Annotated in this window: 29 protein-coding genes; 23 read left to right on the forward strand and 6 right to left on the reverse strand. The window is 52.9% G+C overall.

The window, feature by feature from the left end; all coding sequences use genetic code 11:
• The coding region (locus CSE6_RS24650) for a toxic anion resistance protein (protein ID WP_059441737.1) at nucleotides 1-790 on the reverse strand (790 nt) is incomplete at its 3' end.
• Nucleotides 791-804: 14 nt separating this feature from the next.
• Complete coding sequence (locus tag CSE6_RS24655; protein ID WP_059441738.1) at nucleotides 805-1572, reverse strand: hypothetical protein; 768 nt, start codon at nucleotides 1570-1572, stop codon at nucleotides 805-807.
• 264 nt (nucleotides 1573-1836) lie between these two features.
• On the opposite strand from CSE6_RS24655, the gene CSE6_RS24660 reads away from it, so the two are divergent.
• From CSE6_RS24660 to CSE6_RS24750, 19 genes are all read left to right on the forward strand, one after another.
• Nucleotides 1837-2388, forward strand: a complete 552-nt coding sequence (locus CSE6_RS24660; RefSeq protein WP_152668648.1) for a hypothetical protein — start codon at nucleotides 1837-1839, stop codon at nucleotides 2386-2388.
• The gene (locus CSE6_RS24665; RefSeq protein WP_152668649.1) at nucleotides 2381-3766 is read left to right on the forward strand and encodes a YfaP family protein; all 1386 of its coding nucleotides are present in this window, start codon (nucleotides 2381-2383) and stop codon (nucleotides 3764-3766) included. Before CSE6_RS24660 ends, CSE6_RS24665 begins: the two co-directional genes overlap by 8 nt.
• A 331-nt stretch (nucleotides 3767-4097) precedes the next feature.
• Entirely contained in the window at nucleotides 4098-4586 is a 489-nt protein-coding gene (locus CSE6_RS24670; protein ID WP_202967611.1) for a hypothetical protein, read from the forward strand.
• A gap of 29 nt (nucleotides 4587-4615) precedes the next feature.
• Nucleotides 4616-5077: a PD-(D/E)XK nuclease family protein gene (locus tag CSE6_RS24675; protein ID WP_059441740.1), complete on the forward strand. Its 462-nt coding sequence runs from the start codon at nucleotides 4616-4618 to the stop codon at nucleotides 5075-5077.
• A gap of 231 nt (nucleotides 5078-5308) precedes the next feature.
• A complete protein-coding gene (locus CSE6_RS24680; RefSeq protein ID WP_059441741.1) occupies nucleotides 5309-5626 on the forward strand; it encodes a hypothetical protein in 318 nt (105 codons plus the stop codon).
• A gap of 74 nt (nucleotides 5627-5700) precedes the next feature.
• Entirely contained in the window at nucleotides 5701-6666 is a 966-nt protein-coding gene (gene sppA / locus CSE6_RS24685; RefSeq protein WP_059441742.1) for a signal peptide peptidase SppA, read from the forward strand.
• 119 nt (nucleotides 6667-6785) lie between these two features.
• On the forward strand, nucleotides 6786-7682 hold the full coding sequence (locus CSE6_RS24690) for a DsbA family protein (RefSeq protein WP_083994819.1): 897 nt from the start codon (nucleotides 6786-6788) through the stop codon (nucleotides 7680-7682).
• A gap of 12 nt (nucleotides 7683-7694) precedes the next feature.
• Nucleotides 7695-8135: a hypothetical protein gene (locus tag CSE6_RS24695; RefSeq protein ID WP_059441743.1), complete on the forward strand. Its 441-nt coding sequence runs from the start codon at nucleotides 7695-7697 to the stop codon at nucleotides 8133-8135.
• Between the two features lie 50 nt (nucleotides 8136-8185).
• Nucleotides 8186-8668 carry a hypothetical protein gene (locus CSE6_RS24700; protein WP_059441744.1) on the forward strand — a complete coding sequence of 161 codons (483 nt, stop codon included), beginning with the start codon at nucleotides 8186-8188 and terminating at the stop codon, nucleotides 8666-8668.
• A 144-nt stretch (nucleotides 8669-8812) separates the two neighbouring features.
• Nucleotides 8813-9838 (forward strand): hypothetical protein, encoded by a 1026-nt coding sequence (locus CSE6_RS24705; RefSeq protein WP_059441745.1) that lies wholly within the window; start codon nucleotides 8813-8815, stop codon nucleotides 9836-9838.
• Nucleotides 9839-9921: 83 nt separating this feature from the next.
• Nucleotides 9922-10749, forward strand: a complete 828-nt coding sequence (locus CSE6_RS24710) for a ParA family protein (RefSeq protein WP_046462401.1) — start codon at nucleotides 9922-9924, stop codon at nucleotides 10747-10749.
• Entirely contained in the window at nucleotides 10746-11924 is a 1179-nt protein-coding gene (locus CSE6_RS24715) for a ParB/RepB/Spo0J family partition protein (protein ID WP_059441746.1), read from the forward strand. Before CSE6_RS24710 ends, CSE6_RS24715 begins: the two co-directional genes overlap by 4 nt.
• Before the next feature lie 9 nt (nucleotides 11925-11933).
• The gene (locus CSE6_RS24720; protein ID WP_059441747.1) at nucleotides 11934-12206 is read left to right on the forward strand and encodes a helix-turn-helix domain-containing protein; all 273 of its coding nucleotides are present in this window, start codon (nucleotides 11934-11936) and stop codon (nucleotides 12204-12206) included.
• Nucleotides 12207-12363: 157 nt separating this feature from the next.
• The gene (locus CSE6_RS24725; protein WP_152668650.1) at nucleotides 12364-12834 is read left to right on the forward strand and encodes a hypothetical protein; all 471 of its coding nucleotides are present in this window, start codon (nucleotides 12364-12366) and stop codon (nucleotides 12832-12834) included.
• 1686 nt (nucleotides 12835-14520) lie between these two features.
• Nucleotides 14521-15978, forward strand: coding sequence for a replication initiation protein (locus CSE6_RS24730; RefSeq protein WP_083994817.1), 1458 nt, complete (start codon nucleotides 14521-14523; stop codon nucleotides 15976-15978).
• Between the two features lie 62 nt (nucleotides 15979-16040).
• Nucleotides 16041-16577 (forward strand): hypothetical protein, encoded by a 537-nt coding sequence (locus tag CSE6_RS24735; RefSeq protein ID WP_059441750.1) that lies wholly within the window; start codon nucleotides 16041-16043, stop codon nucleotides 16575-16577.
• Nucleotides 16558-16893, forward strand: coding sequence for a hypothetical protein (locus CSE6_RS24740; protein WP_131367706.1), 336 nt, complete (start codon nucleotides 16558-16560; stop codon nucleotides 16891-16893). The genes CSE6_RS24735 and CSE6_RS24740 overlap by 20 nt, the downstream gene beginning before the upstream one ends.
• Nucleotides 16894-17182: 289 nt before the next feature.
• Complete coding sequence (locus CSE6_RS24745; protein WP_034396704.1) at nucleotides 17183-17452, forward strand: hypothetical protein; 270 nt, start codon at nucleotides 17183-17185, stop codon at nucleotides 17450-17452.
• Nucleotides 17453-17589: 137 nt separating this feature from the next.
• Nucleotides 17590-19050 carry a DNA cytosine methyltransferase gene (locus CSE6_RS24750; protein WP_059441751.1) on the forward strand — a complete coding sequence of 487 codons (1461 nt, stop codon included), beginning with the start codon at nucleotides 17590-17592 and terminating at the stop codon, nucleotides 19048-19050.
• 14 nt (nucleotides 19051-19064) lie between these two features.
• Here CSE6_RS24750 and CSE6_RS24755 read toward each other — a convergent pair whose 3' ends face one another.
• Nucleotides 19065-19826: a hypothetical protein gene (locus tag CSE6_RS24755; protein ID WP_152668651.1), complete on the reverse strand. Its 762-nt coding sequence runs from the start codon at nucleotides 19824-19826 to the stop codon at nucleotides 19065-19067.
• A gap of 80 nt (nucleotides 19827-19906) precedes the next feature.
• Between CSE6_RS24755 and CSE6_RS24760 the strand changes: the two genes are divergently transcribed.
• Genes CSE6_RS24760 through CSE6_RS24770 form a run of 3 tightly spaced genes read left to right on the forward strand, consistent with a single transcriptional unit; the run spans nucleotide 19907 to nucleotide 21830 of the window.
• The gene (locus CSE6_RS24760; RefSeq protein WP_059441753.1) at nucleotides 19907-20488 is read left to right on the forward strand and encodes a hypothetical protein; all 582 of its coding nucleotides are present in this window, start codon (nucleotides 19907-19909) and stop codon (nucleotides 20486-20488) included.
• Nucleotides 20489-20490: 2 nt separating this feature from the next.
• Entirely contained in the window at nucleotides 20491-21219 is a 729-nt protein-coding gene (locus CSE6_RS24765) for a hypothetical protein (protein WP_059441754.1), read from the forward strand.
• A gap of 11 nt (nucleotides 21220-21230) precedes the next feature.
• Nucleotides 21231-21830, forward strand: coding sequence for a hypothetical protein (locus tag CSE6_RS24770; RefSeq protein WP_152668652.1), 600 nt, complete (start codon nucleotides 21231-21233; stop codon nucleotides 21828-21830).
• A gap of 149 nt (nucleotides 21831-21979) precedes the next feature.
• Here the strand turns inward: CSE6_RS24770 and CSE6_RS24775 are convergent, their stop codons facing one another.
• Nucleotides 21980-22450, reverse strand: a complete 471-nt coding sequence (locus CSE6_RS24775; protein WP_152668653.1) for an SWIB/MDM2 domain-containing protein — start codon at nucleotides 22448-22450, stop codon at nucleotides 21980-21982.
• Between the two features lie 130 nt (nucleotides 22451-22580).
• Between CSE6_RS24775 and CSE6_RS24780 the strand changes: the two genes are divergently transcribed.
• The gene (locus CSE6_RS24780) at nucleotides 22581-22913 is read left to right on the forward strand and encodes a hypothetical protein (protein ID WP_059441756.1); all 333 of its coding nucleotides are present in this window, start codon (nucleotides 22581-22583) and stop codon (nucleotides 22911-22913) included.
• Between the two features lie 89 nt (nucleotides 22914-23002).
• Here CSE6_RS24780 and CSE6_RS24785 read toward each other — a convergent pair whose 3' ends face one another.
• The gene (locus tag CSE6_RS24785) at nucleotides 23003-24313 is read right to left on the reverse strand and encodes a Y-family DNA polymerase (RefSeq protein WP_059441757.1); all 1311 of its coding nucleotides are present in this window, start codon (nucleotides 24311-24313) and stop codon (nucleotides 23003-23005) included.
• 7 nt (nucleotides 24314-24320) lie between these two features.
• Nucleotides 24321-24776 (reverse strand): LexA family transcriptional regulator, encoded by a 456-nt coding sequence (locus CSE6_RS24790; protein WP_080944556.1) that lies wholly within the window; start codon nucleotides 24774-24776, stop codon nucleotides 24321-24323.
• Nucleotides 24777-24881: the final 105 nt, after the last annotated feature.

The following is a 24881-nucleotide window of genomic DNA, read 5'->3' on the forward strand; positions in this document are numbered from 1 at the left end:
GCTTCCAGATTGGGATCGTCAGCGTAGTGATGGTGTTGAACTTGTCCACCAGGACGAAATTCGTGGACTGGATCACACGGATCTGGGGGAGCATCTGCAGGGACGATTGCTGAAGCGCTTCGAGGTTGCCGATACGCAGCCCCAGGTTGTTCGCAAAAGCCTGCATATCGGACAACTCCTGCAGCTCCGCAGGATTGCTCGCAATTTGCTGGCGCTGCTCGATCAGCTGATGCACGCGCGCCAATGCAACGCGGCCAGCTACGATGTGCACGCTCAGCTCGTAATATTCTTTGCGAACGTTGTCGAACATCACTTCCAGCGTTTCATTGCGTTTGCTCAGCCCCGCCACGGTCGTTTGAACTTCGGTGATCACCTTGTCGATCTGCTCCTTGGATGTTTCGAACTGGTTTTGCAGGCGCATTCCGCGCATCTTCAGCTTGTCGATCCATGGCCCGATCACCGGGAGGTTAGAGCGCCGTCCTGTCAGCACGTTCATGTTGGTTTTCTGGGCAATGCCGACGACTTCAACCAGCTGCTCGCCCATTTGCCCCACTTCACCGTTCCGAACCTGGCTCAACAGTTCGTCGGCATATGCCGTAGTCTGTTCACCCGCTCGCTGTCCGAAGGTGTTGACCGTTCCCGGATTCATCGGATCGATGTCTTGCACCAGCTGCGCGATGTGCTCCAGATCGCCATTACCCAGACCCATGACCTTCAGTTGCTTGTCGCTCAGCTCATGGACTTCAACGGGATATGCAGCTGTCGGTGTCTTTGTCGCAATCGTGTTCATGATTCTTTTCCCTGTTACTGAGTGACCGAAATGGATTTGAGGTTGTCTGCGAAGCTCTTGCGCAGGTTTTCATGGGCTTGGATAGCCATGGCCAGCTGCTCGCCCGTAACGTGGTTTTGCACGCCCAGGCCCAGCATGTTCTGACGCCACAGTGGCACCAACACCTGAGCGGTTTCGTCAAACCGATCCAGCACATCGATCAGCTGGTACTTGAGCAGTTGCAGCTGCTGGCCTGTTTGTGCGTGGGAAACCTGCATGGCCTGAAGGTTGATCAACCGACGAGAAAACCGTTCTCGGCTCGTTTCCTGGTCAAAAGCCAATGCACTACCCTGCCTATCTGGCGTTTGACCCAGATATTTCTGACCCGCTTCAATGTGGTTGCTGATGATTTGGGCCTCAGCTCCATAGGTAGAGCACAGAGACTCAATCACATCGATGACATCGCGCACAAGCGCGGCTTCCTTGGTCGCTGCATTGAGCAGTTGATCCATGTTGATCTTGGCCACCTCAAAGCGCACACGCTTTGCCTGGGCCTGCCCAGTGAATCTGGACCACTTAGACTGCTTCCCCGAGATGGCTTTCGGGTCTGCATCTTCTAAACACATCACCACTCCACGAATGCTTCGTGCAAGTCCAGCAGAGGGATTGCTCCCCAGAAGCTTGTCCAGCTTGACATCGATCTCAGGATCTCGGACGAGCTTGCCAAAGTCACCGATACCCAGTGGGTTACGGAACAACTCTGGTATTTGCTCTGAAGTGATGACCTCGATGGAATCCATCATTAATCGGCCCTCTCAATTTGTATTGTTCAAACAGAATGAAGGGCAACTTCAAATGTTGCCCGATTAAAACTACCAGCACTTCAAAAAATGCAAGCTGCTGCGCAAAGCATATTGGGAAGCACTCATAGCCTCGAACGGGCAAGTGCCCAAGAAGGGCCAAATCAGCGACGGAGCAACTGTAACTTTTGGTATCATCTTCAATCGATTTTGAACACCATTAGTAATTCTTAATCGATATTCAACTGATACCAAATTAAGGCATCCATGAAATTTAAAAATAAACTTATCACTCTTGCAGTGATTGCTTTCCTGCAAGGATGTGGAGGGGGAGATTCATCTGCTTCATCTGGGAAACCGGAAGAACCTGAAAAGCCGTTGACGGTTGCCCAAAAGATTGCTGCCTTGGAAGAATCAGGTCAACTGCCAAAATTGAATCGAGACGATACATTGACGGGTATCGATGCTGACAGTAATGGTGTCCGCGACGATATCGACGCATATATTTCTCAAGTATTCCCTGCAGAAATACGTCAAGCGGCCACCAAAGCCGCTCAAGTTGAGCAGTCAATGCTCACGGTGGATGTGAATGATAAAGATGCTGTGCGCGATATCAACAACGCATACACCCGAGCCAATGGATGCATTTTCGAAACAGCAAGAAATAAGGACCTTGAAATAAAGCCTTACATCGTCAGCAAGCAGATATCGGCCATAACTGCTAATACCAAAAAGCGACTCCTAGCGATGGTGGATTTCAGCCATGCTTCAAACGGGATGGTGTTTACGGGCCAACTTAACGGTAACTGCGATGAATAAGAATATTTTCCGAAAATCAATTTCGGTTGTTTTGGCAAGCGCTATCGCGCTCTCTTCCACAGCAGGCCTAGCCGCAACTGGCCTTCCAGCACCCGCCCAGTGCCAGACGCTTGATGGATACACCATTGGCTACTTCAACGGTGTTCTCAACACCCGCCAAGATGCCGAACGCTCTGCGGCCTTGCTACGCGAGGAACAGTATGAAAAACGCTTTGCGGTCCCTACGGGCGAAACGTTGATCGTGCAAAACTACTTCAACGACTCCAAGGGCTGGCGAGACTTCATTGAAGTCTTTGAACAGCGCGTTCTGCAGCAGGACGAAAACCTATCTGGTCGCTGGGAGTTATTTCAGCAAGCCATTAGTGGCGATCTGGATAAGCCTGGTGATGGCTGGTTCGATAAGCTTGGAACAGTCTTCAACGGCTTCACCGGCTGGATTAATTCCTATCAGGATTACTTGATTACGCAAGTCCCATCAGCTATTGCGGCGAGGTTTGGCATCGCAAACCTCGCGTCGTTAATTATTGGTGATGAAACTGAAGCGATCTGGCAAACCGAGGTCGAACACCGCCAACGACTCGAAACCACGATCAATGAAGGTCGCAAACTGGTAATGGTCGCCCATTCCCAGGGAAACTTATTCGTTCACGAGGCCTATAAAAATGCGCTCAAGCTGACCACTTCTAACTTCGTCAAAGTGGTTCATATTGCCTCTGCATCGCCCTTCACGCATGGCCCACATGTTGTGGCCGACAAGGATCTGGTTATTAAGGGCCTGAACCTGCTTTTTACTAATCCTCCAGTTTATACGGTTATCCCAGGGTTACTTGAGCGTAGGAATTTAGGCCCAACTGACTGGAAAGGCCATTCATTCGAAATGATTTATTTGAATGGGTTGATTCCCACAAAGCCGCTGATTGATGGGCATATCATTAATGCACTCAGCTCTATCCAAGCGCCTCCCAAAGTTGCGCAACCAGGTCTGTTTACTGTGACTCTGGACTGGGATGGTCCTGGTGATGTCGATCTACATACCTACGAGCCGAACGGCAACAAGGTGTACTTCAGCAACAAAATCGGCTCCAGTGGTCGCCTTGATGTGGACAACATCTCTGGCTATGGCCCGGAACACTTCTATGCCTCCTGCGACACCAACAGAATCATGGATGGAGACTACAACATCGGTGTGGCCAACTACAGCAGAGCCGATGGGCGTCGAGCCAACATTCAAGTAGCTACTCCTGATGGAGGCGTTATCGCCTCCGAGTCTGTGACGCTGGGAACAGCCACTGGCACACAGACCTACCTCATGCCCATACGCATCAATGTCAAACGTGACCAGACCACTGGTGCGGTCAAGGTAAAGAAGGTCGGTTGAGAATCGCTTAGATCCAGAGCGTAACCATAACCCAAGGGCACTATTTATTAGTGCCCTTTTCTTTGGGCTAGCATTTTTCTCCAGCCAAGTATTCTTTTTCAAAGGAAAAGCGACTTGTAGGTTCTTCTGTTCCATGCTGCTCACCTTTAGTAGGCGGCTTAGTGAGTCGAAGTGACTTGAAAGCTATCTAGAAGTCTATTCAGCAAGGAAGGAAAACAGAAACGCATGATTTCTTATCTAGAAGTCGCCTGTAAGTCGCTATCTAGCCACGCTATAAGAGCGTCTTGCAACCTAGAAACTACTTGTAAGTTACATCAAAACAATCTGAAAAATGACAAATCACCTGGAAGCGACTTTGAAAGAGGCTTCTCTAGCCTGCCTAACCTTGCCGATCATGCCCTCGCCCTATCAAGAATGGCTTGAAGAGGCGGAACTTGGCCTTCTGGCCTTAGATGATTGCCGAATTGAGTGCGACAACATGACATGGGTTATTTCGTACTTATTCAACAGAATAAAGCTGCCTCATAAATGCATGTCCGGGCATTTGATGCTGAGCAATCGAAAGAAGTACGTCACACCGCACTACTGGATTCAACTGCCTGCTGGATATGTTGTCGATCTCCGGCTTCGCATGTGGTTCGGGGATGACGAAGCAATCCCACATGGCATCTTCCAACCAGGCATGCACCCCAGGTTCATCTACTCCGGCAAGGAAGTTGTGCCATACAAGCTCACAGCTTCACTCGCCTCCATCCTCACAGACGGATTGATCTCTAACGTCAAACTGCCCAGCAAACCAAACCGTCCCCTGTGTAAATAAGGACAGGTCAACAGCACCAAGAGGGATACATGGACACCTCAACTAAATTCCTGATCGTCGTCTTCGGCGTTCCTCTCGCGCTCTCCGCATTCGAGCAACTGATGCACAGGATTGCAGGTGGCGCGCATTTCTGGCAGCAAGGCGAGAACATGCCGCGAGAACTCCGCAGGTCAACTGTGCTGATGAATGAGGAAGCAATCTCATGCACTCACCCCATCCCCATCCAAGGGCGTGTCGATCAAGTTTTCCTCGCCCCAGGTGGAGAAGTCATTCCTCTTGATACCAAGACACGTTCGGCCCACCGGGTCATGGAATCGGACGTTGTTCAGTTGTCTGTCTACGCTGTAGCTCTGCGTCAGATGTACCCTACCGCGAACGTTAGCCACGGCTATATCAGAACAGTTGTTGGCTCCGTCAATGACAAATCTGTGGTCTATCACCGGGTTCGGTTGCTCAGCGACCGTGCTGTCGTTCGGATCGCAATAGGCTGAGCTGTGGCCTGTTCGATTTTTCGCATGCGAAAAAGCGGCATGTTGTGGCTACTTTTTCGCATGCGAAAAAGGTGTCCCAGCGGTCCTACTCTGTCCTCTCAGAACAATTTAAGCGCTTAAACCGGCCTTCGTAGGTGCATCGGCCCTTTTGGGGCATTGCTGAAAACTTGCATTTTTTTAAAGGCGCATAGGATTTAAACAAACCGAAACATTCACTCACAAGGGGGCTGTATGCCTAACTCACCGTCATACCAAGAGCTGCAAACCGAGAGCTTCAAGCTGTCTACTCAGGAGGAAGCTACTCTGCGCCGATACAGCACCGTCACAGGTGTGCTGGTGTGTGCCCAAGCTGTATTCATCCCTGAGCTGGGAATTGCAGGGTCGGCGCTTGCTGGGGTGATCGGCATCGCACCTCTCGCCTACAAATTCTTCTGTGCTGAAGAAAACGCCAAGGGATTCACCACCCTCGTGGCCACTTTGATACTCAGCCCCTTGCTGGGCCTTGTGATCGATTTACTCATGCGCCTGCTCAAGCTCAGCCTGATCTGAGCTAGCGGCCCCCTGGCATGAAGACCTGAGACTGAAAGCGTGGTCCGCGTCGTCGCCAATTAAGAAAGAAATCCATGAAGTTCAAGCTGTTTTCAAGGTCAGCTCCCACACCTCCTTTGTCCGTCGATCAAGCCATCTGGGAAATACACAGCCAATATCGCCGCCACAACCGCTGGAACATTCTGGCCAACATGCTGAGGGCCATTGGTGTTCTTCTCTTTCCGTTGGCCTTCATCGTTCTCTCGATGAATGGCGGCAACTGGCCATGGTCTTCATCGGAAGAGTCAAAGGCGCACACTGCCTTCGTCAACGTGCGAGGGGAAATCGCTGCAGGCTCTTTGGCTGATTCTGACCGCCTGATCCCGGCCATTCAGAAAGCATTCAAGAATGAGCATTCCAAGGCAATCATCATCAAAATCAACTCGCCAGGTGGTAGCCCTGTTCCCTCCGGGCGTATCCACGATGAAATCCTGGTCCAACGCGCCAAGTTCCCCGAGAAGAAGGTTTATGCGGTCATTGACGACATCGGCGCATCTGGCGGCTACTACATCGCTGTTTCGGCCAATGAGATCTATGCTGATCGCGCAAGCTTGGTTGGCTCCATCGGCGTGATCAGCTCCACCTTCGGGTTCACCGGCCTCATGGACAAGTTGGGCATTGAACGCCGAGCGATAACCGCTGGCGAGCACAAGGCACTGCTTGACCCCTTCTCTCCCCTCTCGCCTGAGATCAAGAAATTCTGGGAGGCTTTGTTGGCCCAGACCAATGAGCAGTTTGTCTCGCGCGTAAAAACTGGTCGTGGTGATCGCCTGCAAGACGACCCCAAGATCTTCTCGGGCCTGATCTGGAACGGGGAGCAAGCCAAGAACCTGGGCCTTATCGATGGCCTGGGTAGCATGGAGCAGGTCGCCAGTGACGTTATTGGCGTCAGCAAGCTCGTTGACTACACCCCAAGCGAAGACTTCTTCAAGCGCATGTCTCAGCGCGCAAAGGTTGAAGCTCGCGCATTACTCAGCAACGCCCTCCCCTCCCTTCGCTAACTCCGTCGCTGGCAATGAAGCACCTGCCAAAAAATGTCATCGCAGCCCTGATCGTTGTCATTCTCTTCCTGTGCTTGCTCAGCTCCGCTCAGATCTAAATCAGCCGCTTCCAAATGAACATGAACGCCCCTACTTCCGCTCAAACTTCTGAACCTAAAGCGGTTCAGTTCCGAAATGCATTCATCAACATCTTTCTACCCATCTTCGGTTTGATCATCGCTGGCTTCCTGGGCTGGCAGCTCTACAAGCTCAACGACATCACAAGCTCATTCGGCAAAGGCTCGTCCGTGAGCTTCAAGACTGAAGACGAATTCAACAATGCAGTGGCCAAAGCCTTCAACAAGATCGTTGAAGACAAACAGAAAGCCATGGCCCAAACCAAGCTGCAGAAGTTCACTGCCGCTCCCGAATTTGTGCCTGATGGCAAGCACATCTACGGCTCCATGGATGCGCGCTACACACTGGTGGAGTTCTCCGACCTGGAGTGCCCATATTGCAAACGCTTCCACAACACGCCCAAGCAGCTCGTGGACGCCAGCAAAGGCAATGTGAACTGGCAATGGATGCACTACCCCCTGGACTTTCACAATCCTGCAGCTGCAGATCAGGCCATCGCATCGGAGTGCATCTCTGAACAACTGGGCAACCGCGCGTTCTGGGCATTCTTGAACGATGTGTTTGTGCAGTCGCGCGGCAATGGTCAAGGCGTGCCGAATCTGGCTGAGCTGGCCACGGAAATAGGTGCTGACAGCAACAAGTTCCTCGAATGCCTCGGTTCGGGCAAATACCAGCAAAAAATCCAAGAGCACATGCAGAAAGCCGCTGCGCAAGGTATCAAGGCAACACCGGCAACATTCGTTGTCGATAACCACACCGGCAAGATGCAGCTCGTGGCTGGTGCTCAGCCCGTGCAAGCTTTGATGGCTGCTGTCTCCAAGCTCAAGGCAGAAGCTGAAGAAGAAGCAGAAAGCCAGAGCGGCCCTGGTGAACAAAGCACTGTGCAAGACAAGAGTTAAACGCTAGGAGCCATGAACATGAATGCCCCTGGCGTAATCGCCTTTGCAAATGCACCCAAGAAACCCAAGCTTCAGCTCAAGAAGGCTGTCTTGGAATACGTCGAAGGAATGGCCCTGGATCTTGGCGAAATGCTGATGCTTGAAGTTCTGGAGCCAGCCGACCGTAAGGCTCTCCAGGACGCACAGCGAGTTTGTCTCAAGCTGACATTGCAAAAGCGCCTGCACGGTGTTGACTCGTTCGTATGGGAGCAATTGCAGGCTGCAATGAAGGACGACTATAAAAAGGACGCCTGGGCATTCGAAGAAGAAGCACTTCTACTGACAGCGATGGGTTCCATCTGTGCACCTGAACTCGACATCGCCTTGCTTTCAAAACGCATGAATAGATCCCCTTACTCTGTCGCGCTCAAAGCCTTGGAATTGGGCTATCTGCGCGCTCCTTCTTCCGACTGAAGACCTCGGCCACTATCGCAGTGGCTGAGCCTCCCACTCAAGGAGTCACCATGTCACGTATCAAAAATGCTCTGGTCCGCGCCCTGAAGGCTACGGCTGGTGATCTAGATGAAATCGTCAAAATAGACGGCCTAACCAAGCAGGAGCGTTTCGTCTTGCATTCGGCTCGGGAGATTTGTGAGCGCCTGATGACGGAACAGATACGAAGCCGCGTATCCAGCCCCCCTACCCCGTCCCAGGCCGAACGACATCACTCTGACAAGCCAAAGCCACCCCAGCAGTTGCCACGGATTCAGAAAGGCAAGCCAGCTGAGCACAATCACCAGAAGCAATTCGCCAACCACGGCAAGCCCTGGTTGCCCAATGAGGTGGGCATCATCCAAAATGCTATCACCCTGGCCAGGGCTAAGGCGGTGGAGATCGATGTGCATCACCTCTCTATTCAACTAGGACGTTCGCCCTACTCTGTCGCGTCGAAGTTGGTACAGCACGGGTTCCTCAATGAAGATTGGGCGCAACAATTTCGCAAATAGCGCAAAGATCACAACACAGACTCAATGACTGGATAGACTGCATAGCAAGGCTTTTCGCATGCGAAAAAATCGGTAGCTGAATTCCTTGCATTTTTCTTGATCGCAGTACCATAAATTAAGTCTGTCAATTGGAGGGATACAACCATGTCTACTGCAGCACCCAAGAAACAACCTCACCCCGACACCATCAATTCGCTCAAGGCACTGGAAAAGAGCCTCCCTCTTGAAGAGATGTCGCGCACCGATGGCTTCCTGCTTCATCACTCTTTGGTGGTCCCTCAACCAGGGTTCAATGCTCGCACCGCCTTCATGGACGAGGATGAGTACTTTGCAATGCCCGAGAACGCTGCCCGCGTTCGGATGTTTGCGGATGCCTATAAGGAAGGCAAGTACGTCCCGAACATCCTGGTGAAGGTCATTGGCGGCGTTGCCTATATCCGTGATGGCTACACACGCAAGCGCGGCTTGAATTTGGCCATTGCCGAAGGGGCGCTGATCCAGAAGATTTTCGTCACAGAGATGAAGGGTGACGATGCTGAGCAGGCTTTGGTTGTCATCAACGGCAACAACGGCGCTCCTGTATCTGTTTTGTCCTGTGCGGTTCAATATCAGCTTCTTGAAAGCTGGGGCTGGAGCATTGCAGAGATGGCCAGACGCTCCAACGTGACTCCAGAAGCTGTTCGTTTCGCACTCTCGCTGTTGGATCTGCCTTTGCCTGTCAAAGTGATGATCCAGAAAAATGAAGTCTCTGCGACAACGGCTTTGGAGCAGATCAACGAACATGGAAATGACGTTGTAGAGATCCTGGCCGAAGCAGTCAAAACGGCTAAGGCGGCGCTGCCTGTGAAAGCTGCAGACGATTCCAAAAGTGGCGAGGGGGAGGGTGCCAACCCAGCGAAGAAAAAGCGCGCGCTTGTGACGAAGAAGCACCTGAAAGCGACTGCCGCCCCCAAGATGAACAAAAAGATGGTGACGGCCATGCACACCAGCCTCTCGGGCCTCACCAGCCGCCTGGATAGCATCACACCATCGGATGATGGACAGGCGTTCCTCATGAAGCTGACAAGCGAAGATGTTGCTTTGCTGCGCGAACTGGCAGGAAAGCTGCCGCAGCTCACGCCCAAAGGCGAAGAAAAGAATGAAAATCAGGAAGAACTCAGTCTGGAATGAGCCAGTAGGCCCAGACTTCCCCCCGCTTTTTTCGCATGCGAAAAAGACTGGACATAACACTCAAGAGGCCACCGGGCGATCTAATGAACAAAGTCATCAAGCGCAAACACAAGGGTAAAGCCAAGGTCGTCAGCTTCTCCAACCAGAAGGGTGGGGTGGGGAAGTCAACGGTGTGCATCCAGACTGCCTTCTATCTCGCTATCAAAGAACAAGCAAAGACTCTTGTGCTGGACTTCGATGCCCAGGGCAACACATCCTCCCGACTTGTTCCACATGAAACAAATTCTGAGGGTGAGCTGGTCCCCGTTTACAGCGGTACTCGTGTGGTGGATTTGTTTAAAAAGGACATCGGCCCCATCGAAGTCATTCACTGCCCATGCGGTGTTGACCTCATTCACACACTAAAGAACGACCACGATCTCAGTGAGATCGAAACCGGCCTCACGCTTGTAGACGCACTGAACCCGCGCGAGAATTTGCGTGAACTCATACAGCAGTACGACTATGTTTTGATCGACTGCCCGCCTAGCCTCGGCCGCAAGCTTTATGCTGCCCTCGCCATGAGCACCCATGTCGTAGCACCCGTCAAGCTGTCTGGTTTTGCTTACGATGGTCTAGAGGGCCTGCTGAGAACGTTGATCGGTGTTCAGCACTCTACGAATCCCGATCTTGAGATCTTGGGCGTCTTCATCAACGACCGCACGTCTTCGCTCAGCCATGAGCGTGCTGAAGAGAAGATACGCGCGGCTATCCCGGATCTCGTGTTCAAAAATACCATCAGAAACCGTCCCCCCCTGGATACAGCAACATCTGATGGGGTCCCGATCTGGACGCTCCCTTACGCTCACGTTGCCGCCAAAGAAGTGCTGGCCGTGATTAAAGAGCTGCTGTCGAAAGTGAACAAGAAATGAAGAACATCACCTCATTAACCGAACTGGCCGCTGTTGCTACGCGCGGCATTCAACAAGAGGACGGCAAACCTCTGTCCGTGGACATTGACGATATCGTCTCCAAGGCCCAGGTGCGCAAGCGCTTCAAGAACCTGGAAGAGCTTGCTGAAAGTCTCAAACTTGATGGCCAGATCAATGCCATCAACGTTGCTCCCAAGAACAAGGATGGCAAGTATGTGATCCTCAAAGGTGAGCGTCGCTGGCGAGCAGGCAAAATTGCCAAGCTCAAACAGATGAAGATCGTCATCGATACGCGGATGCAGGATGATCTGGACCGCACTGCGGAAGAGCTGGCAGAGAACATCCAACGTGAAAACCTCACGCCTTTTGAAATCGCTGATGCACTTAGCCAGTTCAAGGAAGCAGGGTGGACAAATGGCCAGATCTCCAAGCGAGTTTCAAAGACTCCAGCGTTTGTTTCTTTGTACCTGTCTCTGCTGAGCATCCCGAGCTTCATTCGCGCGCTGAACGATGAGGAAATCACAAACGATGCCGAGACGCTGTACAACCTGAGTCGCATTCATGATCTGGCACCGCAAAGAGCCATCGAGATTGTTGCCCTGGCCAAGGAAGAAAAGAGCCTTGCTCGCACTGCCACGCGCGCCATCTTGAAGGAGTTGACCTCTGATGATGGGAAGGAACGTGGCAAGCGTGGACCTCAAGCCAGGGAGAGCAAGATAAAGCCCAACAGCAGCGACGACAGCAAGTCCGCAGCGGATAAGGCTCTCAATGCCAGCCAGGGCAAGCCTGATGCATCAAGTGCTGCCAGCGAGTCAGGCTCACCGGCCAGCTCTCAAGAGAGCACTGCCAAAGAGCTGGACAAGTCTGCAAAGATGAACAGTCCAGCAGCGCAAGATGCTGAGACGCAAACTACCGTGGCCAGCAAGCCCAACGATGCTCACAAGAAGCCAAGTCAACCAAGTGTTCAGAAGAATGTGAGCTTCAAAGCTGTCACACCAGGACAGATCATCCTGGCAGTTTCAGTCCCCATTGACGGCGTTGTTACAAATGCCGTGGTCATGAATGACCGAATTTCTCTTAAAGATGGCAGCGTTTGGGTGAAAACAGATGCTGGAAATGTAACTGAGGTGCTGGCCGAACAGATTACACTCCGGGGGGTTCAAGCAACCGACTAACTGTGGCTCATGACCATCTCGCGCGACACGAAGCGTAAATTCGATCTCATCAATGCGCTGTGTTCGCACGAGAAGCCTACCTTGCATGTTCTCCAAGAGACGACAAGCATCCCTTTGCAGACAATCAAACGCCAAATTGGCTTCCTACGGTCTGACTTTGGCATGCAGGTACGGTATGTCCGTGTCTCTGGGGGCGATAGAGGCTCCAACGGGTACTACACCATCGATGACTGGGGCATCATCGACCTGAAGAACTTCCTGAAGCACTATGGAAAGTTCTGACGGAACACTCTTCCGCCAAGGATTGCCTACAAACCTGCGTATCTCCACGCAGGTTTTTTTTTGACATAACTGGCATTGAATGAGGGCTGGCGCATGCCAGGTTGCATTTCTGGGAAGCAGGGTAGGGTAGTGCAATACCCCAAAGAAGAGCATCACCATGAAATTCAAACGAATGGAGCGTTTTGAGCGCGCGGCCTGGACACAGCGCAGACTCGCCATGGCCACCTCAAAGCCAGCACGTTTGGCAAAGAAGCTCCAAGAGAAATATCCGCTTATTTCAGGTCAACTCCCAGCTCCGAAGCCATTTGACGCTGATGCAGAGCTGTCACGCCGTCAATCTCTGCTCGACAGCACAGAGGCGCGGCAGCGCGCGCATGAAGCTCGCTGCTGGCGCAAAGCTCGGGGAAATTTCTTCCGCGCTACTCCTGATCAGCAGGAAGCCATTCGTAGCACCTGGAAGGGCTGGAGAGGCCCGCTGACGGCTTTCTACTTCGGCTATGTGGTGGACGTAGCCACAGGCGAATATGAAGCACGCTGCCAGCGCGCACGAGACAAAGAACGGGCAAGGTCCATGGAGATCAGAGCTAGGGAGCGTCAAGCTCAGACCCTGCAGCTCCAGTTCGCCTGAAGCATGTGAAAGGCTGTGAGGATCGACATCGAGCACATCACCCCAAAAATACCCCATGGATTTCGCTCTTCACGGAGCCGGTGAGGGGCAACCTCTGGTTGACCCCAAAAACCCCCCCCAAAATTGTCCGAATAGCCCATTTTGGGCAACCATGTCGGGCATGTGACACTCTCAACCCCAAAAACCCCCCCGAAATTTTGACCGATAGGTTTGCCGGGAGCCAGCAGAGGAGAGGCAGTGATCAGCACCCGCTTTCCACCCCCTATTTTTGTCCAATTAAGGCAATGCGCCTGTTTCACCCTTATCAAAAGCTCATTTTGAGTAGCTTTTCCCCGTTCTAGATCTCAGCTAATCCGTTGGAAAGGGAAAAAAACTGTCCAAACGTACCAATTGAGGGGGGGTGAAGGGCATACCTGTTCAGCTCAGAACCGCACATACCAATTGAGGGGTGTTAAGGCCGATTTTTTCCCAGTGGAAGTGCTCAACGTACCAACTGAGGGGGGTTGAGGCCAATTTTTTTCCTAAAAGCACTCTGCACGCCTATGCGATAGCTCACCACTAGCTCAGATGGGCATAGCCATCAGGCCACAGTTAAGCACCTCAACGTGCCGCCTCAAAGCAGAAGGCGTTGTACCAATCCAGGGGGGATAAACAGATTTTTTGGCGCGATAGCGAAAAAGCACACGTACCAACTGAAGGGGGGATACGTACCAAATGAGGGGGGATGAACACTGAAATTTGCTTGATAGTGCTCCAGAAAATGGAGCACCAAACTGTGAATAACAGGGGCTATCGAGCAAATTTGGGTGACACCAATGATCCCAAATTAAGGTGTGTAAGAGCCCAAATCGGGGGTGACACCCTACCAACCAGCGGATGTTATCGAACCAATGGACGGGGCCTACCGTACCAATACGGGGGTGTTATGCCTCTGCAACCCATTGTCAACAAACAGCTTTTCGCTCTCTTTATTGTAGTTAGCGTATTAAAGTTTTTATTGTTTTTAACGGTGCGCTTTCGCGGTTTACAAAGGCAAAAAAATGCGGGACTCCCTGGGGTTCTTAAAACGTTGCAGCGGTAGAGCACAGAAGAAAATTTTTCCCGATAGCTAATCAATGCAGCGACGATTCACGGAGTCAGACAGAAGACGTTCCACACGCACAAAACCACATGGCTAGATCAGGAACCAAAAAAAGGGGTCTACCGTACCAATTGAGGGGTGCTAACGAGCAATTTTTCTGTATGGCGGAGGGGGCCATACCTCTGAAATAGTCGCTGCTGAAAAGCTATCGAGACAAAATTCGTACTGGGTGCGGTTTTTTGCTCTTTACGCTAAAAATTTCCCAATACAAGGGAGCTATCAGCACAAATTAAGGCTTGCAACGTACCAACTGAGGGGTGCTGAAGTACCAATACACGGCATTCTTCGTACCAATCAAAGGGTGTCATTGCTCTATAAGTTGTTGATAACAAACAACTTAATTAAGTCCTTATGGTATCTATGCCTCTAGGTATCTATGTTTTTACGGTGCGCGCGATGAGCAAGTGCACACCTATTGCAATCCTGCAAAAAAATGAATAAATTCCGGGGTGATAATCCGTTGGCAATCAATAAATTTTTCTCAAATCGGCTCCAGGATCAGGAAAATTCCTTGTCTTGGTTAGGGCAACAAAAAGGGCGAAGCCATGGCCAAAGACGTTGAAGCAGAAGAATTCAATCTGCCGATGACCGATGCTGACCGGCAAATTGGCCTGTCTGGCTTCCCTGACCCCGAACCTGATTCGAAAAAGCGATTTCGCCGCGTCAACGTCAGAGCAGCAAAAGCTCGGCCTGAGTCCATCAGGAAGAACTATCCGCTCATCCATTCGTTGACTGCAACATTGCAGACAAATCATCAGCAGAAGCTGATGAACATGATCATCAAGTGCGTCCAGACGCAAGAGCGCGATGCTGATGGTTTTTGGTCGATGCCATTTTCGGATTTGAAGGTTGCACTCAACCTCAACACCAACAATCGCACCCACATCTCTGCAGTCGCAAATTCGATGCAGGAGATCAAGATGCACTTCGACATGGCGTCGAAGGATCTGAAGAATCCCAAGCTGGTGTGGATTGTGTTCGTGCCGACCATCCTGTACGAGTCAGGCGAAGTGCGCTTCAAGATCAACAGCGATGTTGAGCATCTTTTTTCTAAAGACCATCGATACGCGTTGCTCGAAGAGCGCGAGATGGCCGCTCTCAAGCTTCAGTGTTCGGTACGGCTGTACGAACTCGTCTGCCAGGATGCTGGTATCCAGCACTCCGCACTGATGCCATGGGAAATGCTGCGTGGCCTGATCATGGCCAAGGACATTCCGAAGAAGGCCGAGACATGGAGCGGCTTCAGCGAGCGATATTTGATTCCATCGATACATGAGGTTTCGATGCAGACCCGGTTCAACGTTGAGCTGGATGTCATCAAGCGGGGCAAATTCGTTCATCAGGTCCGTCTGCTGATCAAGCTGAAAAACAACCGGCAAGAAGTTCTCTCTGGCATCAGCGAAACACCTGCGCATGCTCAAATGCGTGGCTTCCTTGAAGGTTGGCCTCTCCCTAACGGCGACATCCTCAGCCTTTTCGGTAAGTACTCCATCGAGGACATACAAAACGCATACGCCCACACGCTGTACCGCTCAAAGTTTGAAAAGTACCAGCTCAAGCACCCACACAAGTATTTTTTGCGCAGCTTGGAGCATAAGTACTTCAAGGACTATCCTGACTGCGCGAAGGTGATGGGGCTTATCTTCGTCTCGGCTGTTCGCAACGAAGTTGATGACGTAGTGCCTGATGCCCGCAGGTCCAATGTCGAAGACACAGTGACGATTGAAGATATCGATAGGCGAGTCATGCTGCGTCGGCAAACCGAGCTACAAGCGATGGTTGATGGCATGCCAGCAGAGCAGCGCCATGCACTGTTCTCCAAGTACAACGACACGCTGAAGGATGATCGATTCAAGCTCAACATCGGACGGCGCAACCGTGCCGGTAGTATGTCGATGTTCAGGCACTGGTACGGCGATACGGTCTACGGTGCCATTTCTGCCGAAGAGCGTGAGCTGGCAAAGCAAGCGATCCTAGCTGAGGCCGTGGCGACTACCTACTGAGTTTGGCCTTGCATTTTTAGCGATGCCGGTACTCTGGTTGTCAGCCACAACAGGAGTCCAGCATGTATCAGACAGCAGATCTATTTGGGTTTGTCGCGCCGGCAATTCAGCCAGGTGCGAAGGCGCAGGCAAACGCCAAGGCCAAGGCCAAGCCGTTCATCATCGACATCAACGCCAAAGCACCGATTCCTGTGGCTGTCCGTGCACAGCTGAAAAAGGATGCACAAAACGTGCGCGCCTGCGCTGAGCGCAAAGGCCTGTGCATGGACCACTGGGAAGAAATGGATGAGGCGGACCATGCGAAAAATCACTTTGAGCTGGGATGCTGGCTGTACTTCTATCAACGGTCTTTCTATGACCTGAGCAAAGACAATATCAATGAGCGCGTGCAGTGCATGCTGCGCCTGTTCTTGAATGGATTCACTAACCCCGGCTATAGCTTCTACACGGTCTTCGATTTCGGTGAGCGCCAATTCGATTCGATCATGGAGATGGGAGACAGCGAGCGTGTGAAGGCAGAGATGCAAAAGGCTTTGCCCCTGGACAAGACAGGCAAAATTGCAGCTGCGTTCAGCTACCATGGCTGGTCCACAAATTGAAAAAGGTGAGGGGATGAAGCAGGCGATTTTCACCATTTTTGAAGATGCTCCGGGCTACTGGTTCGTGCCATACGAACAAGAAGCTGCAGCGAAGGCAAACCCAGAAAAGTTTCGCCAGGATGTCTACCAAACCAAGATCGCAGCCTGCCGCGCTACTCTTGCTTTGGCCAAGGAAGTTGGTGCAACTGAGCTTCATCTGCACGGGTTTGGTTCAACCACAACAATCAAGAAAGAAGCCGCTGCACAGGGCATCAAGCCCATGGTCTACTGGCCAGCAGCTTCTACGAAAATTGCTCCGTTTGCACGAGGAAAGTAAGGCGACTTTTTCGCATGCGAAAAACTTCGACAGTGGAGAATGTTTCGCGTCGGTTGATCGACGACTTATTCCCAGAAACCTTACCTAAGCGCACGAAGCCTCGCGTGTTGATGCATGTCAGCGATGCTGGCCAAGTGGATTCCGGCAAGCCGGAGGACATAGGCAAGCCGCTGTGCAAGATGGTCTGCAGACGCTGCGGTGCTGAGAGCGATTACATGATCTTCGGGACCATCACAGCGGCAAAACGCGGCATCCCATGCAAAGCATGCAATAAGCTAGGAAGAACGTCATGAAGGAACTGACAGCCCAAGCTGTGTTCGATGAGGCTTTCAAGCCTGGGCGCGCCCCACGCAGCGAGGCATACAAGCAAGGTGTACTGGCATCTCTTCGTGTTCGCATTGACAGATTGCCGATGGTGCCATGCCCATATGTGGACAGCACTGCTGAGTCAGATGCCTTCTTCGCAGGAGTCGAGGAAGGGCGTGATCTATCACCTGAAGACGGTCAACCCGGTCTGCTCGATGTCTATGCTTATCTGGATGAACTAGAGCAGGGGTAAACAGCTCTGTTCATGGAGTGATCCCAGAGAACATCCAGCGATAGCTGAGTGTTACCCGCTTCTGTATTGGCGAATGGGTAGCACTTGCATTTTTCAGGGCTATGAAAGACTGATTGCATCGTTTCAAGGACTTCCCCATGAGCATGCACACAGTCACAACTCGCAAACTCAGTGAGCGCGATGGATCGCCTCGTCTTTGGCTTGAGGGCAAGCGACTTCTCAACTCGGGCTTTGAGCCTGGACATCAGTTTGTTGTTGAACCCTATGGCCTCGGTGTCGTGCTTAAACTTCAAGTGCAGGGCACGAACAAAGTCGCTCGCCGTGAGCGTAAAAAAGACGGTCGTATTGATTCCATCATCGATGTCCGAGACTCCACCGCCCTGGCTCCGCTGATGGGGTGCAAGGCCATCCGCGTGGTCTTCGGTGAACGCCAAGTCTTTGTCTCTCCTATGGCCTCGGAGCTGCGTTTGATTCGCCGCGTCAAGCGTTTGATGGAGCGCTTGAAGGCGGGCAAGAGTCTCGCCACTGCGGGGGTAGCCAGCGGCGGTGGGGTTCTGGACCACGCGTTACATGCGGGCCTGCGCAAGGCCGGTATCAAGGCGCATCTGCACGCCTTCAATGAGATCCGCGAAGACCTCACAGAACAAGCGTTGGAACACAACGAATTACTCAATGACTCCACCATCGTATTGAACCTTCCTTTGCAGGAGCTGGCTTTCGATGAAATGGTGATGGACCGCATAGGTGAGGTTGACGTTGTTTGCATGGGCCTTCCGTGTTCTGGGGCCTCCAAAGCGGGCCGAGCAAAGCGACGTACAGATATGCCTGAAGCGCACCCGGAGGTCGGGCATCTGGTCGCAGGCGCAGTTGCGCTGCTGGCCAAGCTAAACGCATCTGTCTGTATCTTTGAGAATGTGATCCCCTGGGGCAATTCGGCCAGCGCGTGCATTCTTCGTCAACAACTGCGCGATATGGCCTATGAGACGCATGAGCGCGTTCTGAGTGGCCCGGAATTCGGTGATTTGGAGGCCCGTGAGCGTTTTTACATGGTGGCTGTATCACGCGGGATGGACTTTGATTTTGATGCCATGGCCAGCAAGCCCGCGTGCTCGTCGCGCACCCTGGCAGATGTATTGGAGCCAGAAGAAGTCGTGAAGGACCGTTGGTCAACGATGGACGGACTCAAAGCCAAGCAAGAGCGCGACAAAGAGGCGGGGAAGAATTTCATGATGCGCGTCTTCAAGGCCGAAGATACGTTCATTGGTGGGTTGACTAAGGGCATCACAAAAAACCGCAGCACCGACCCGAAAATTCAGCACCCTACGAACCCTGAGTTGCTGCGCGTGCCTACAGCCATAGAGCATGCAGCGTGCAAAGGAATTCCTAAGCATTTGATTGAAGGCCTGCCCCAGACCAAGGCCAATGAGTTGCTGGGACAAAGCGTCACTTACGGTGCGGCTTCATCGCTCGGTGAGCATGCTGGGCTTGAGATCTTGCGTTGGGCTAATTCGTTTGGTCACTGCGTCAAGACCGCACTGCAGCAGCTGCGCAAGACTGTGCCCGTGGGGCAAAGTGAATTGTTCAGCGCTGCAGCGTGAGTGCGTTGCATCCATCAAAGATGCGGGTGGTACTGTCTGGCCATCTGGCGTGCCTGTGCGAAGCCTCGACACACAGATTCACAAACTGGTTTCTGAGCGCGAAGAAACATGAGGGCAGGGCCAATGCTGGGAACTTCAATTCCGTCGCGGGTGGAATTGAGATGGCCGAGATGGCTGGGCAGGTAGTCTTGCCATCCCACAAATTCTGGATACGGGATCAGGTGATGGCTTCCGCTGTCTCTCGATTGCACGCGCAGCCAGCTGCTCCCGTCCGCCATTTGTATGAACAGGACAGAGCGAAGTGGATCAACCCATGGCCAGGGCGGCAGTGCATTGCGCAGAGCCTCCCCAACGACCAGCTTTGGTGGCATGGGAGCTGGGGTAGGCCTGGACGGTGGAGAGTTGGTAGGGCGAGCTTTTGCAGCAAGTGCTTGGGACATGGCCAGGGCCTGCAGAGCCTCACTGGCCAGCTGGGCTTCGTATTCATTTTTCAAGCGTGCAAGAAGCTCGTGGGTATTGCTGATCAGGATCTGGCGCTCTTCCTCAGTCAGCTCTCGGCCATTGCCAGACGATACGGAATAGGCAGGCTGGCTCAAGTCGATACCTGCAGCATAGCCATCCTTGGTAATGCATGTAGACCCAATGAGCTTGATGTCACCAGCATCGTCCACCACGTAGATGCGCTTGTGGATCGGGTGATTGCAGTTGGGGAACATGCAGCGAACCCGGTTCTCTTGATTGACAGAGACGATGGCTAAAAGTCGGCGTTGATTCATGGTTCCCCCCATACACTGCTGGTGCCCAATCATCAGGCGCTGGCTGCTGGGATTGTCACAAAGAAACGGAGAGGAATGAAATGATCGAACGGGACAAGCTACCCGAGCAAGAGACGATGGTTGGCTTCATGGAGGAAAACGATGTGCAGGGTGTTTATTACGGCCTGCAACTTGCAGAGCGCGCATACGGAGGCGGTGTGCGCGCTGGTATCGATGCCCTGGTTCACAAGCCCAAGGAATTTGATGCGGCGGTCGCAAAGTACCTGAGACAGCCCAATCGAAAGGTTCAAATGCACACTGCCATCTTTGGTGGCGGCGGCCTGCTTTTCGGAGCGTTAGCTGCTATTGATCTGATCAATGGGAGCGAAGATATCTTTCTGACCGTTTTCAAGGCTGCGATTGCTGTATTTGGGGTGCTTGCAGCTCTGCATGAGAGGATGAAGAGGGCTGTCATGGCCAAGATGATTGATTCGATCAGTGCAGCCTTAGACTCCACACCCGCAAGTTTGAATCGTGAAAGATATTCGGCGTTCTTGCATGAAAATCCCCAGCTCAAGGCTTTCGCTGAAAGGCTCAACCAAGCCAACGAACTTCCAACGTTGCGTGATCTGGTTGCGCTGAAGTTTCATGAGATTGACCTGTTAGGAGCAGTGAGCAGCTGAGCATGTCCAAGCAGTACGAAAAGCACAAATTGAGCCGTTGGGTTCGGGAGGACGAAATCGGTCGCGTCACTGCTTGGCTGCGTGCCTTTCGCGCGGCGCTTGAACAGTTGGGCCTTCCCGGCGCGACTATTCGCTACGGTGACAAACGGACGCTGCAGGAGTGGATTCGGCAGGACGGCTCCCTCGTACTGGAGCGGGCCGACAACATCGTTCCACTGGCAACAAAGACCGCGAACTTGGTTCCGCAGGTAGTAGTGCATTTACAAGTTCTCTTGCCTGCAGAAGCACAGAGTTTCGGCATTTCGCAGGTTGTGCTTGATAAGCTGGTGTCCACGTTCAATGCGTTCATCGACCACAAACCTAAGGCTCATACACCGGCCCAGGCCCAGGCTCCTGCCGTGACGATTGTGGAGTTCTTGGCCCACCTCCACGCAGTGATGCAAGCGCTCCCGAATGACGGTAAGGATTGGGAGTTGTTCAGTATTCATGCCAGGGAGACGGTTGCTCGAATTGGAAAAGTGAAGCCGAATGTCGAGCAGTTGCAGTTCGCAAAAAGCCTCTTTGAGCATCTGATCTACCGTCAGAAGAAGTTGGTCATTTCTTACCAGCGCTTCTTGCACTCAGGGCAAGTGCGAATCACCCAGAGGAATGGGGTGTTCGACTGGAGTGATGTACACATAGCCTGCAGGCTCTATGCAAGGGCTATGGGCATCAGGGACTTCGTATGGTGAGGGACGTGGGGATGGGTTCAGATTTCAAGCAGCTGCTGGCCAGCATAGACAAAGACCAATTGGCCAAGATCATCGACCGACAGAATGCTCAAAGTTGTGGCCTGGCTTTGGAAGAGTACGAAGCTTTGATGGCTTACAACAAATCGCTGCAGGAAGAGGGTGCGTCGTACCTCGGGAAGCCGGTAAGCGATTGGCCCTCGCTTGTTTTCAACTGGGACTATTCGCAAGCAGGCCAGCACTTCGCAATGGATGGAGTGCCTGAGCATGCGATGCTTGAGATGTACCCAAATGGCCTGCGCTTGGGTCATATGCCGCTGTGCGAGTTCGATCAAAATCTGGCCCGCTACTGCCGCCGCAACACGGAAAAAGAGCTGTGGTCACACGGCTCTGATTGGCGACTGGCCCAGGTGATAGCTCATCTGCGCCGTGGGATGCCGATGACCCCGCCGCTTGTGATTCGAGTTAAGGATGAAGCTTTTTTCAGCGGTGGCAATCATCGCTACGCCGCAGCAAAGGCCGTGGGCTTAGCCGTCATTCCGTTCTATGTGAACGAAGACGATGTGTCCGAGATTGAAGAGATTCTGGATGTGACCTGGGGGCAACCGCGTTGAGTATGGGCACTGGCCTTAATTGACCATCATGCAGATACGCAATGACCGGCCCGTTTGTTCTGCACCACCGGCAACAATCGCCCCGAAGCGGGTATCTATCTAGGACGGCTCTGGGATTCTCTGGTTGTCACCTTTTTTCGGTCATTGCCTTACTGGAGCTTGCTTAGGACCAGTTTTGATAAGGCGAATAGACTCACTTTGGGTACGCCAAGAGCTGCTGCCAGGGTGCTATCGCACAGGATGATGCGCTGAGCTTCAGGATCATGAAGCGCATTCGCCTCGATGTAGGCGTAGACCCTGCGCACCGCCTCAGCATGACTGATTCGCTCGTGACCAATTATGAGAGCGATGGATTGGGACGGTGAAAGCAGTTTTTCTGGTTCTTTGGGTTTTGCTGGAGAGGGCGGCTCATCGTCATCTGCATCCAGGGAACTATCATGGCTCTCGCATGGCGGCTTCCCACAGCGCTCACACTTTTCCCAGGATTCGCTCGTCGGACTGACGCGAATCCGCCAGTCCATATGATTTTCAAAGCACACACGGCAGAGGACTGCAGACCAGTGCCATGGGCCATCCAGTGCGCCATCGTCATCGTAGAAATCACAGACTAGGTTGCTCATTTTTTGGCCTTCCTTTTGCGTGGTTCGTATTTGGAGCGTGGACTTGCCCAAAACGGGTCGCGCAGCATTGAAGAGTACAGCCTCGACGCTTCTAAGGTTCGGATTCCTTCACAGACTTTCACAGGAAATCATGAGCTGTATTCCAAATCGAAACTCGCACATCACTGAAAAGAGGATTGGTGCGAACGGCGGCAAGTACCAGGCACGCTTCAAAAATGCTGATGGTTCTTGGACTCCATGGTGGAACCTTGGCGGGGGATTGAATGCGTCGGATGTCGAGGTGAAGCTGGTGGAAGCTGCTGAGCAGCCGGTGGGGCCAATGTGGAATGCGTTGCTTAACTATGTTCTGGAGAATCAGAGCGAAGATCCCATGGCGCTGCTTCGTTTGTGGCGTGAAGGTTCGTTCGACGTTATTCGCAAAGAGTGGCCGGATGCGCCGAAAGAAATCTACCCAGCGCCATAAATTCGTTGGGAGTAGCCGGTCAGGTGTGTGGTCCTGGCTCTACCGCCGAGAACTCACACCTCAAAAGGACTCTCTAGCTCTTTACGCTGTCACGCCCTGGCAATTGGCGCATCCTGGAGATTCGTCGTGTAGTGCGGGGTTCTAAGCTCTTGCCTGCTGTAGCTCTTTACTGTGGTGCTGGCTGTGCGTAAGCAATTTCGGCCATAGCGCTCATTGACGGCATCGACGGCCAGCATCAGGGCATGTTCTTTAGACGACAGCGGCCCCTCGTTTGTTACGTCCGCACAATCATCAAACAGCAATTGGCCTTGGGCCATGGCCTCTTCGCGCGAGCTGATGTCCATCAGCATGACGCCTGCCTTCACGATGTCATAGCCAGTTTCAAAGATGCTCCGCATTCCAGCTGCTGCGGCAGTACAAAGCTTGCGGGAGTCGTCTGTCGCTCTGGCTAGGGGTACTACACGAGAGCGTGCGAATCTCGGACCATCACGGAAGGGGCTACTCATCGCAAAAACGGAAACTGCCTTGCTCACGGAGCCTTGCTGGCGCAGCTTGCGCGCAGCATTGGTTGCGAACAGACTGGCCAGCTGCTGCAACTCGTGGCAGGACTCCACCGGCTTGGCAAGGGAGCGGGAGCACATGATTTGTTGGCGCGTGCTAGAGCCTTCGACATCGATGCAAGCAATGCCATTCAGCTCGCGCACGGTGCGCTCCATATTGACCCCCCACCTTGCACGTACAGTGCCTGCATCCATGTTGGCCAGATCCAATGCCGTGAGAATGCCGCCGTCGATCAGCTGCGCGGAGTAGCGTCGGCCTATACCCCACACCTCGTTGACGGGCGTATTCGCCATACAGTCCTGCAGTAGGGAGGGCGCACACTGGCCAAGGTTGCATACATGGGCCAGTTCTGCGGGGTAGATGCCTGGTCTGCGAAAAGCTTGCTTGGAAATATGGCTGGCCAGCTTCGCAAGAGTGAGCGTTTTTCCAATGCCCCCGCCCATAGGCAAGCCTAGCCATTGGCCAACACGCTCTCGCATGCGCCAGACCCGCTCTGTATGGTCGCCGCGCATGTCACCCAGGTAGCTGAAGGACTCATCGACAGAGTACGGCTTAGTGTGCTCAGCAAGGCCTGCAAGCAGGCTGTGCATGCGTGTTGAATAGTCGGAATACAGCGTGAAGTTCGCAGACAGCCCCATTAATCCTTTCAGCTCGCGCAGATCCTTGAGCTTGAACCACGGCTCTCCCATCTTGACCCCCAGGGCACGCGCCAGCTCGGATCGGGCCACAACAGCGCCATCGTTTGCTGAAAGGATCACATAGGGGTGTGAGCGCAGCGCAGGCCGCATGTCCCCCTCTACGGATGCGTAAAAGTTGTGAGCGTCTAAAAGGGCAAACATAGGGCACCTATGAGGGCCGGATATTGAAGCCGGGAAGCGCGTGCAAGCCAGTGCGTGCAACGCCGAAGATCTCCAGCGTCTGCCCTTCGCGGGGAACCATCTTTGGGTAGGTGGGGTTCGCGGCTTCGAGGTAGAAGCAGCCGCGCTTTCGGAGGTACTTGATGGTGAAATCCTGGTCCCAGACTGCGACAACGATATGACCCGGTTCCGGGCGTACAGCGCGGTCTACAAGTACGTAGTCCTGATCATGCAATCCGGCCAGCACCATCGAGTCACCGGAGACTCGGAAGTAAAACGTCGCCTGGGGATGAGGAATCAGTAGCTTGCTGATATCAATTGGAGACTGGGAAAAGTCCTCGGCAGGGCTAGGAAATCCAGCTCTGACAGCGCCTGAGACGCCGATCAACCAGCATGGTCTGGCGTCGATTGGCAGTGGCTGTAGGGGAAGAGGGTGGGGCTGCATGTCGGCTTTGCGGTGTACTGTATATATATACAGTTTAGCAAAATGCGTGACTCAGCAAAAAGGCCATGGTCACAAGCCAACTTTGCTGGCTGTGAGCATGGCCCG

Source organism: Comamonas sp. E6, assembly GCF_001010305.1.
Lineage (GTDB): Bacteria > Pseudomonadota > Gammaproteobacteria > Burkholderiales > Burkholderiaceae_C > Comamonas > Comamonas thiooxydans.

Excerpts from the sequence above, each read along its gene's own strand:
- sppA (WP_059441742.1), top strand. The coding sequence starts at position 5,701 with ATGAAGTTCAAGCTGTTTTCAAGGTCAGCTCCCACACCTCCTTTGTCC.
- CSE6_RS24710 (WP_046462401.1), top strand. The coding sequence starts at position 9,922 with ATGAACAAAGTCATCAAGCGCAAACACAAGGGTAAAGCCAAGGTCGTC.
- CSE6_RS24675 (WP_059441740.1), top strand. The coding sequence starts at position 4,616 with ATGGACACCTCAACTAAATTCCTGATCGTCGTCTTCGGCGTTCCTCTC.
- CSE6_RS24665 (WP_152668649.1), top strand. The coding sequence starts at position 2,381 with ATGAATAAGAATATTTTCCGAAAATCAATTTCGGTTGTTTTGGCAAGC.
- CSE6_RS24790 (WP_080944556.1), bottom strand. The coding sequence starts at position 24,776 with ATGCAGCCCCACCCTCTTCCCCTACAGCCACTGCCAATCGACGCCAGA.
- CSE6_RS24695 (WP_059441743.1), top strand. The coding sequence starts at position 7,695 with ATGAACATGAATGCCCCTGGCGTAATCGCCTTTGCAAATGCACCCAAG.
- CSE6_RS24735 (WP_059441750.1), top strand. The coding sequence starts at position 16,041 with ATGTATCAGACAGCAGATCTATTTGGGTTTGTCGCGCCGGCAATTCAG.
- CSE6_RS24690 (WP_083994819.1), top strand. The coding sequence starts at position 6,786 with ATGAACGCCCCTACTTCCGCTCAAACTTCTGAACCTAAAGCGGTTCAG.
- CSE6_RS24755 (WP_152668651.1), bottom strand. The coding sequence starts at position 19,826 with ATGAATCAACGCCGACTTTTAGCCATCGTCTCTGTCAATCAAGAGAAC.
- CSE6_RS24760 (WP_059441753.1), top strand. The coding sequence starts at position 19,907 with ATGATCGAACGGGACAAGCTACCCGAGCAAGAGACGATGGTTGGCTTC.
- CSE6_RS24785 (WP_059441757.1), bottom strand. The coding sequence starts at position 24,313 with ATGTTTGCCCTTTTAGACGCTCACAACTTTTACGCATCCGTAGAGGGG.
- CSE6_RS24705 (WP_059441745.1), top strand. The coding sequence starts at position 8,813 with ATGTCTACTGCAGCACCCAAGAAACAACCTCACCCCGACACCATCAAT.
- CSE6_RS24750 (WP_059441751.1), top strand. The coding sequence starts at position 17,590 with ATGAGCATGCACACAGTCACAACTCGCAAACTCAGTGAGCGCGATGGA.
- CSE6_RS24655 (WP_059441738.1), bottom strand. The coding sequence starts at position 1,572 with ATGATGGATTCCATCGAGGTCATCACTTCAGAGCAAATACCAGAGTTG.
- CSE6_RS24775 (WP_152668653.1), bottom strand. The coding sequence starts at position 22,450 with ATGAGCAACCTAGTCTGTGATTTCTACGATGACGATGGCGCACTGGAT.
- CSE6_RS24670 (WP_202967611.1), top strand. The coding sequence starts at position 4,098 with ATGACAAATCACCTGGAAGCGACTTTGAAAGAGGCTTCTCTAGCCTGC.
- CSE6_RS24715 (WP_059441746.1), top strand. The coding sequence starts at position 10,746 with ATGAAGAACATCACCTCATTAACCGAACTGGCCGCTGTTGCTACGCGC.
- CSE6_RS24730 (WP_083994817.1), top strand. The coding sequence starts at position 14,521 with ATGGCCAAAGACGTTGAAGCAGAAGAATTCAATCTGCCGATGACCGAT.
- CSE6_RS24780 (WP_059441756.1), top strand. The coding sequence starts at position 22,581 with ATGAGCTGTATTCCAAATCGAAACTCGCACATCACTGAAAAGAGGATT.
- CSE6_RS24720 (WP_059441747.1), top strand. The coding sequence starts at position 11,934 with ATGACCATCTCGCGCGACACGAAGCGTAAATTCGATCTCATCAATGCG.
- CSE6_RS24740 (WP_131367706.1), top strand. The coding sequence starts at position 16,558 with ATGGCTGGTCCACAAATTGAAAAAGGTGAGGGGATGAAGCAGGCGATT.
- CSE6_RS24725 (WP_152668650.1), top strand. The coding sequence starts at position 12,364 with ATGAAATTCAAACGAATGGAGCGTTTTGAGCGCGCGGCCTGGACACAG.
- CSE6_RS24770 (WP_152668652.1), top strand. The coding sequence starts at position 21,231 with ATGGGTTCAGATTTCAAGCAGCTGCTGGCCAGCATAGACAAAGACCAA.
- CSE6_RS24680 (WP_059441741.1), top strand. The coding sequence starts at position 5,309 with ATGCCTAACTCACCGTCATACCAAGAGCTGCAAACCGAGAGCTTCAAG.
- CSE6_RS24765 (WP_059441754.1), top strand. The coding sequence starts at position 20,491 with ATGTCCAAGCAGTACGAAAAGCACAAATTGAGCCGTTGGGTTCGGGAG.
- CSE6_RS24700 (WP_059441744.1), top strand. The coding sequence starts at position 8,186 with ATGTCACGTATCAAAAATGCTCTGGTCCGCGCCCTGAAGGCTACGGCT.
- CSE6_RS24745 (WP_034396704.1), top strand. The coding sequence starts at position 17,183 with ATGAAGGAACTGACAGCCCAAGCTGTGTTCGATGAGGCTTTCAAGCCT.
- CSE6_RS24660 (WP_152668648.1), top strand. The coding sequence starts at position 1,837 with ATGAAATTTAAAAATAAACTTATCACTCTTGCAGTGATTGCTTTCCTG.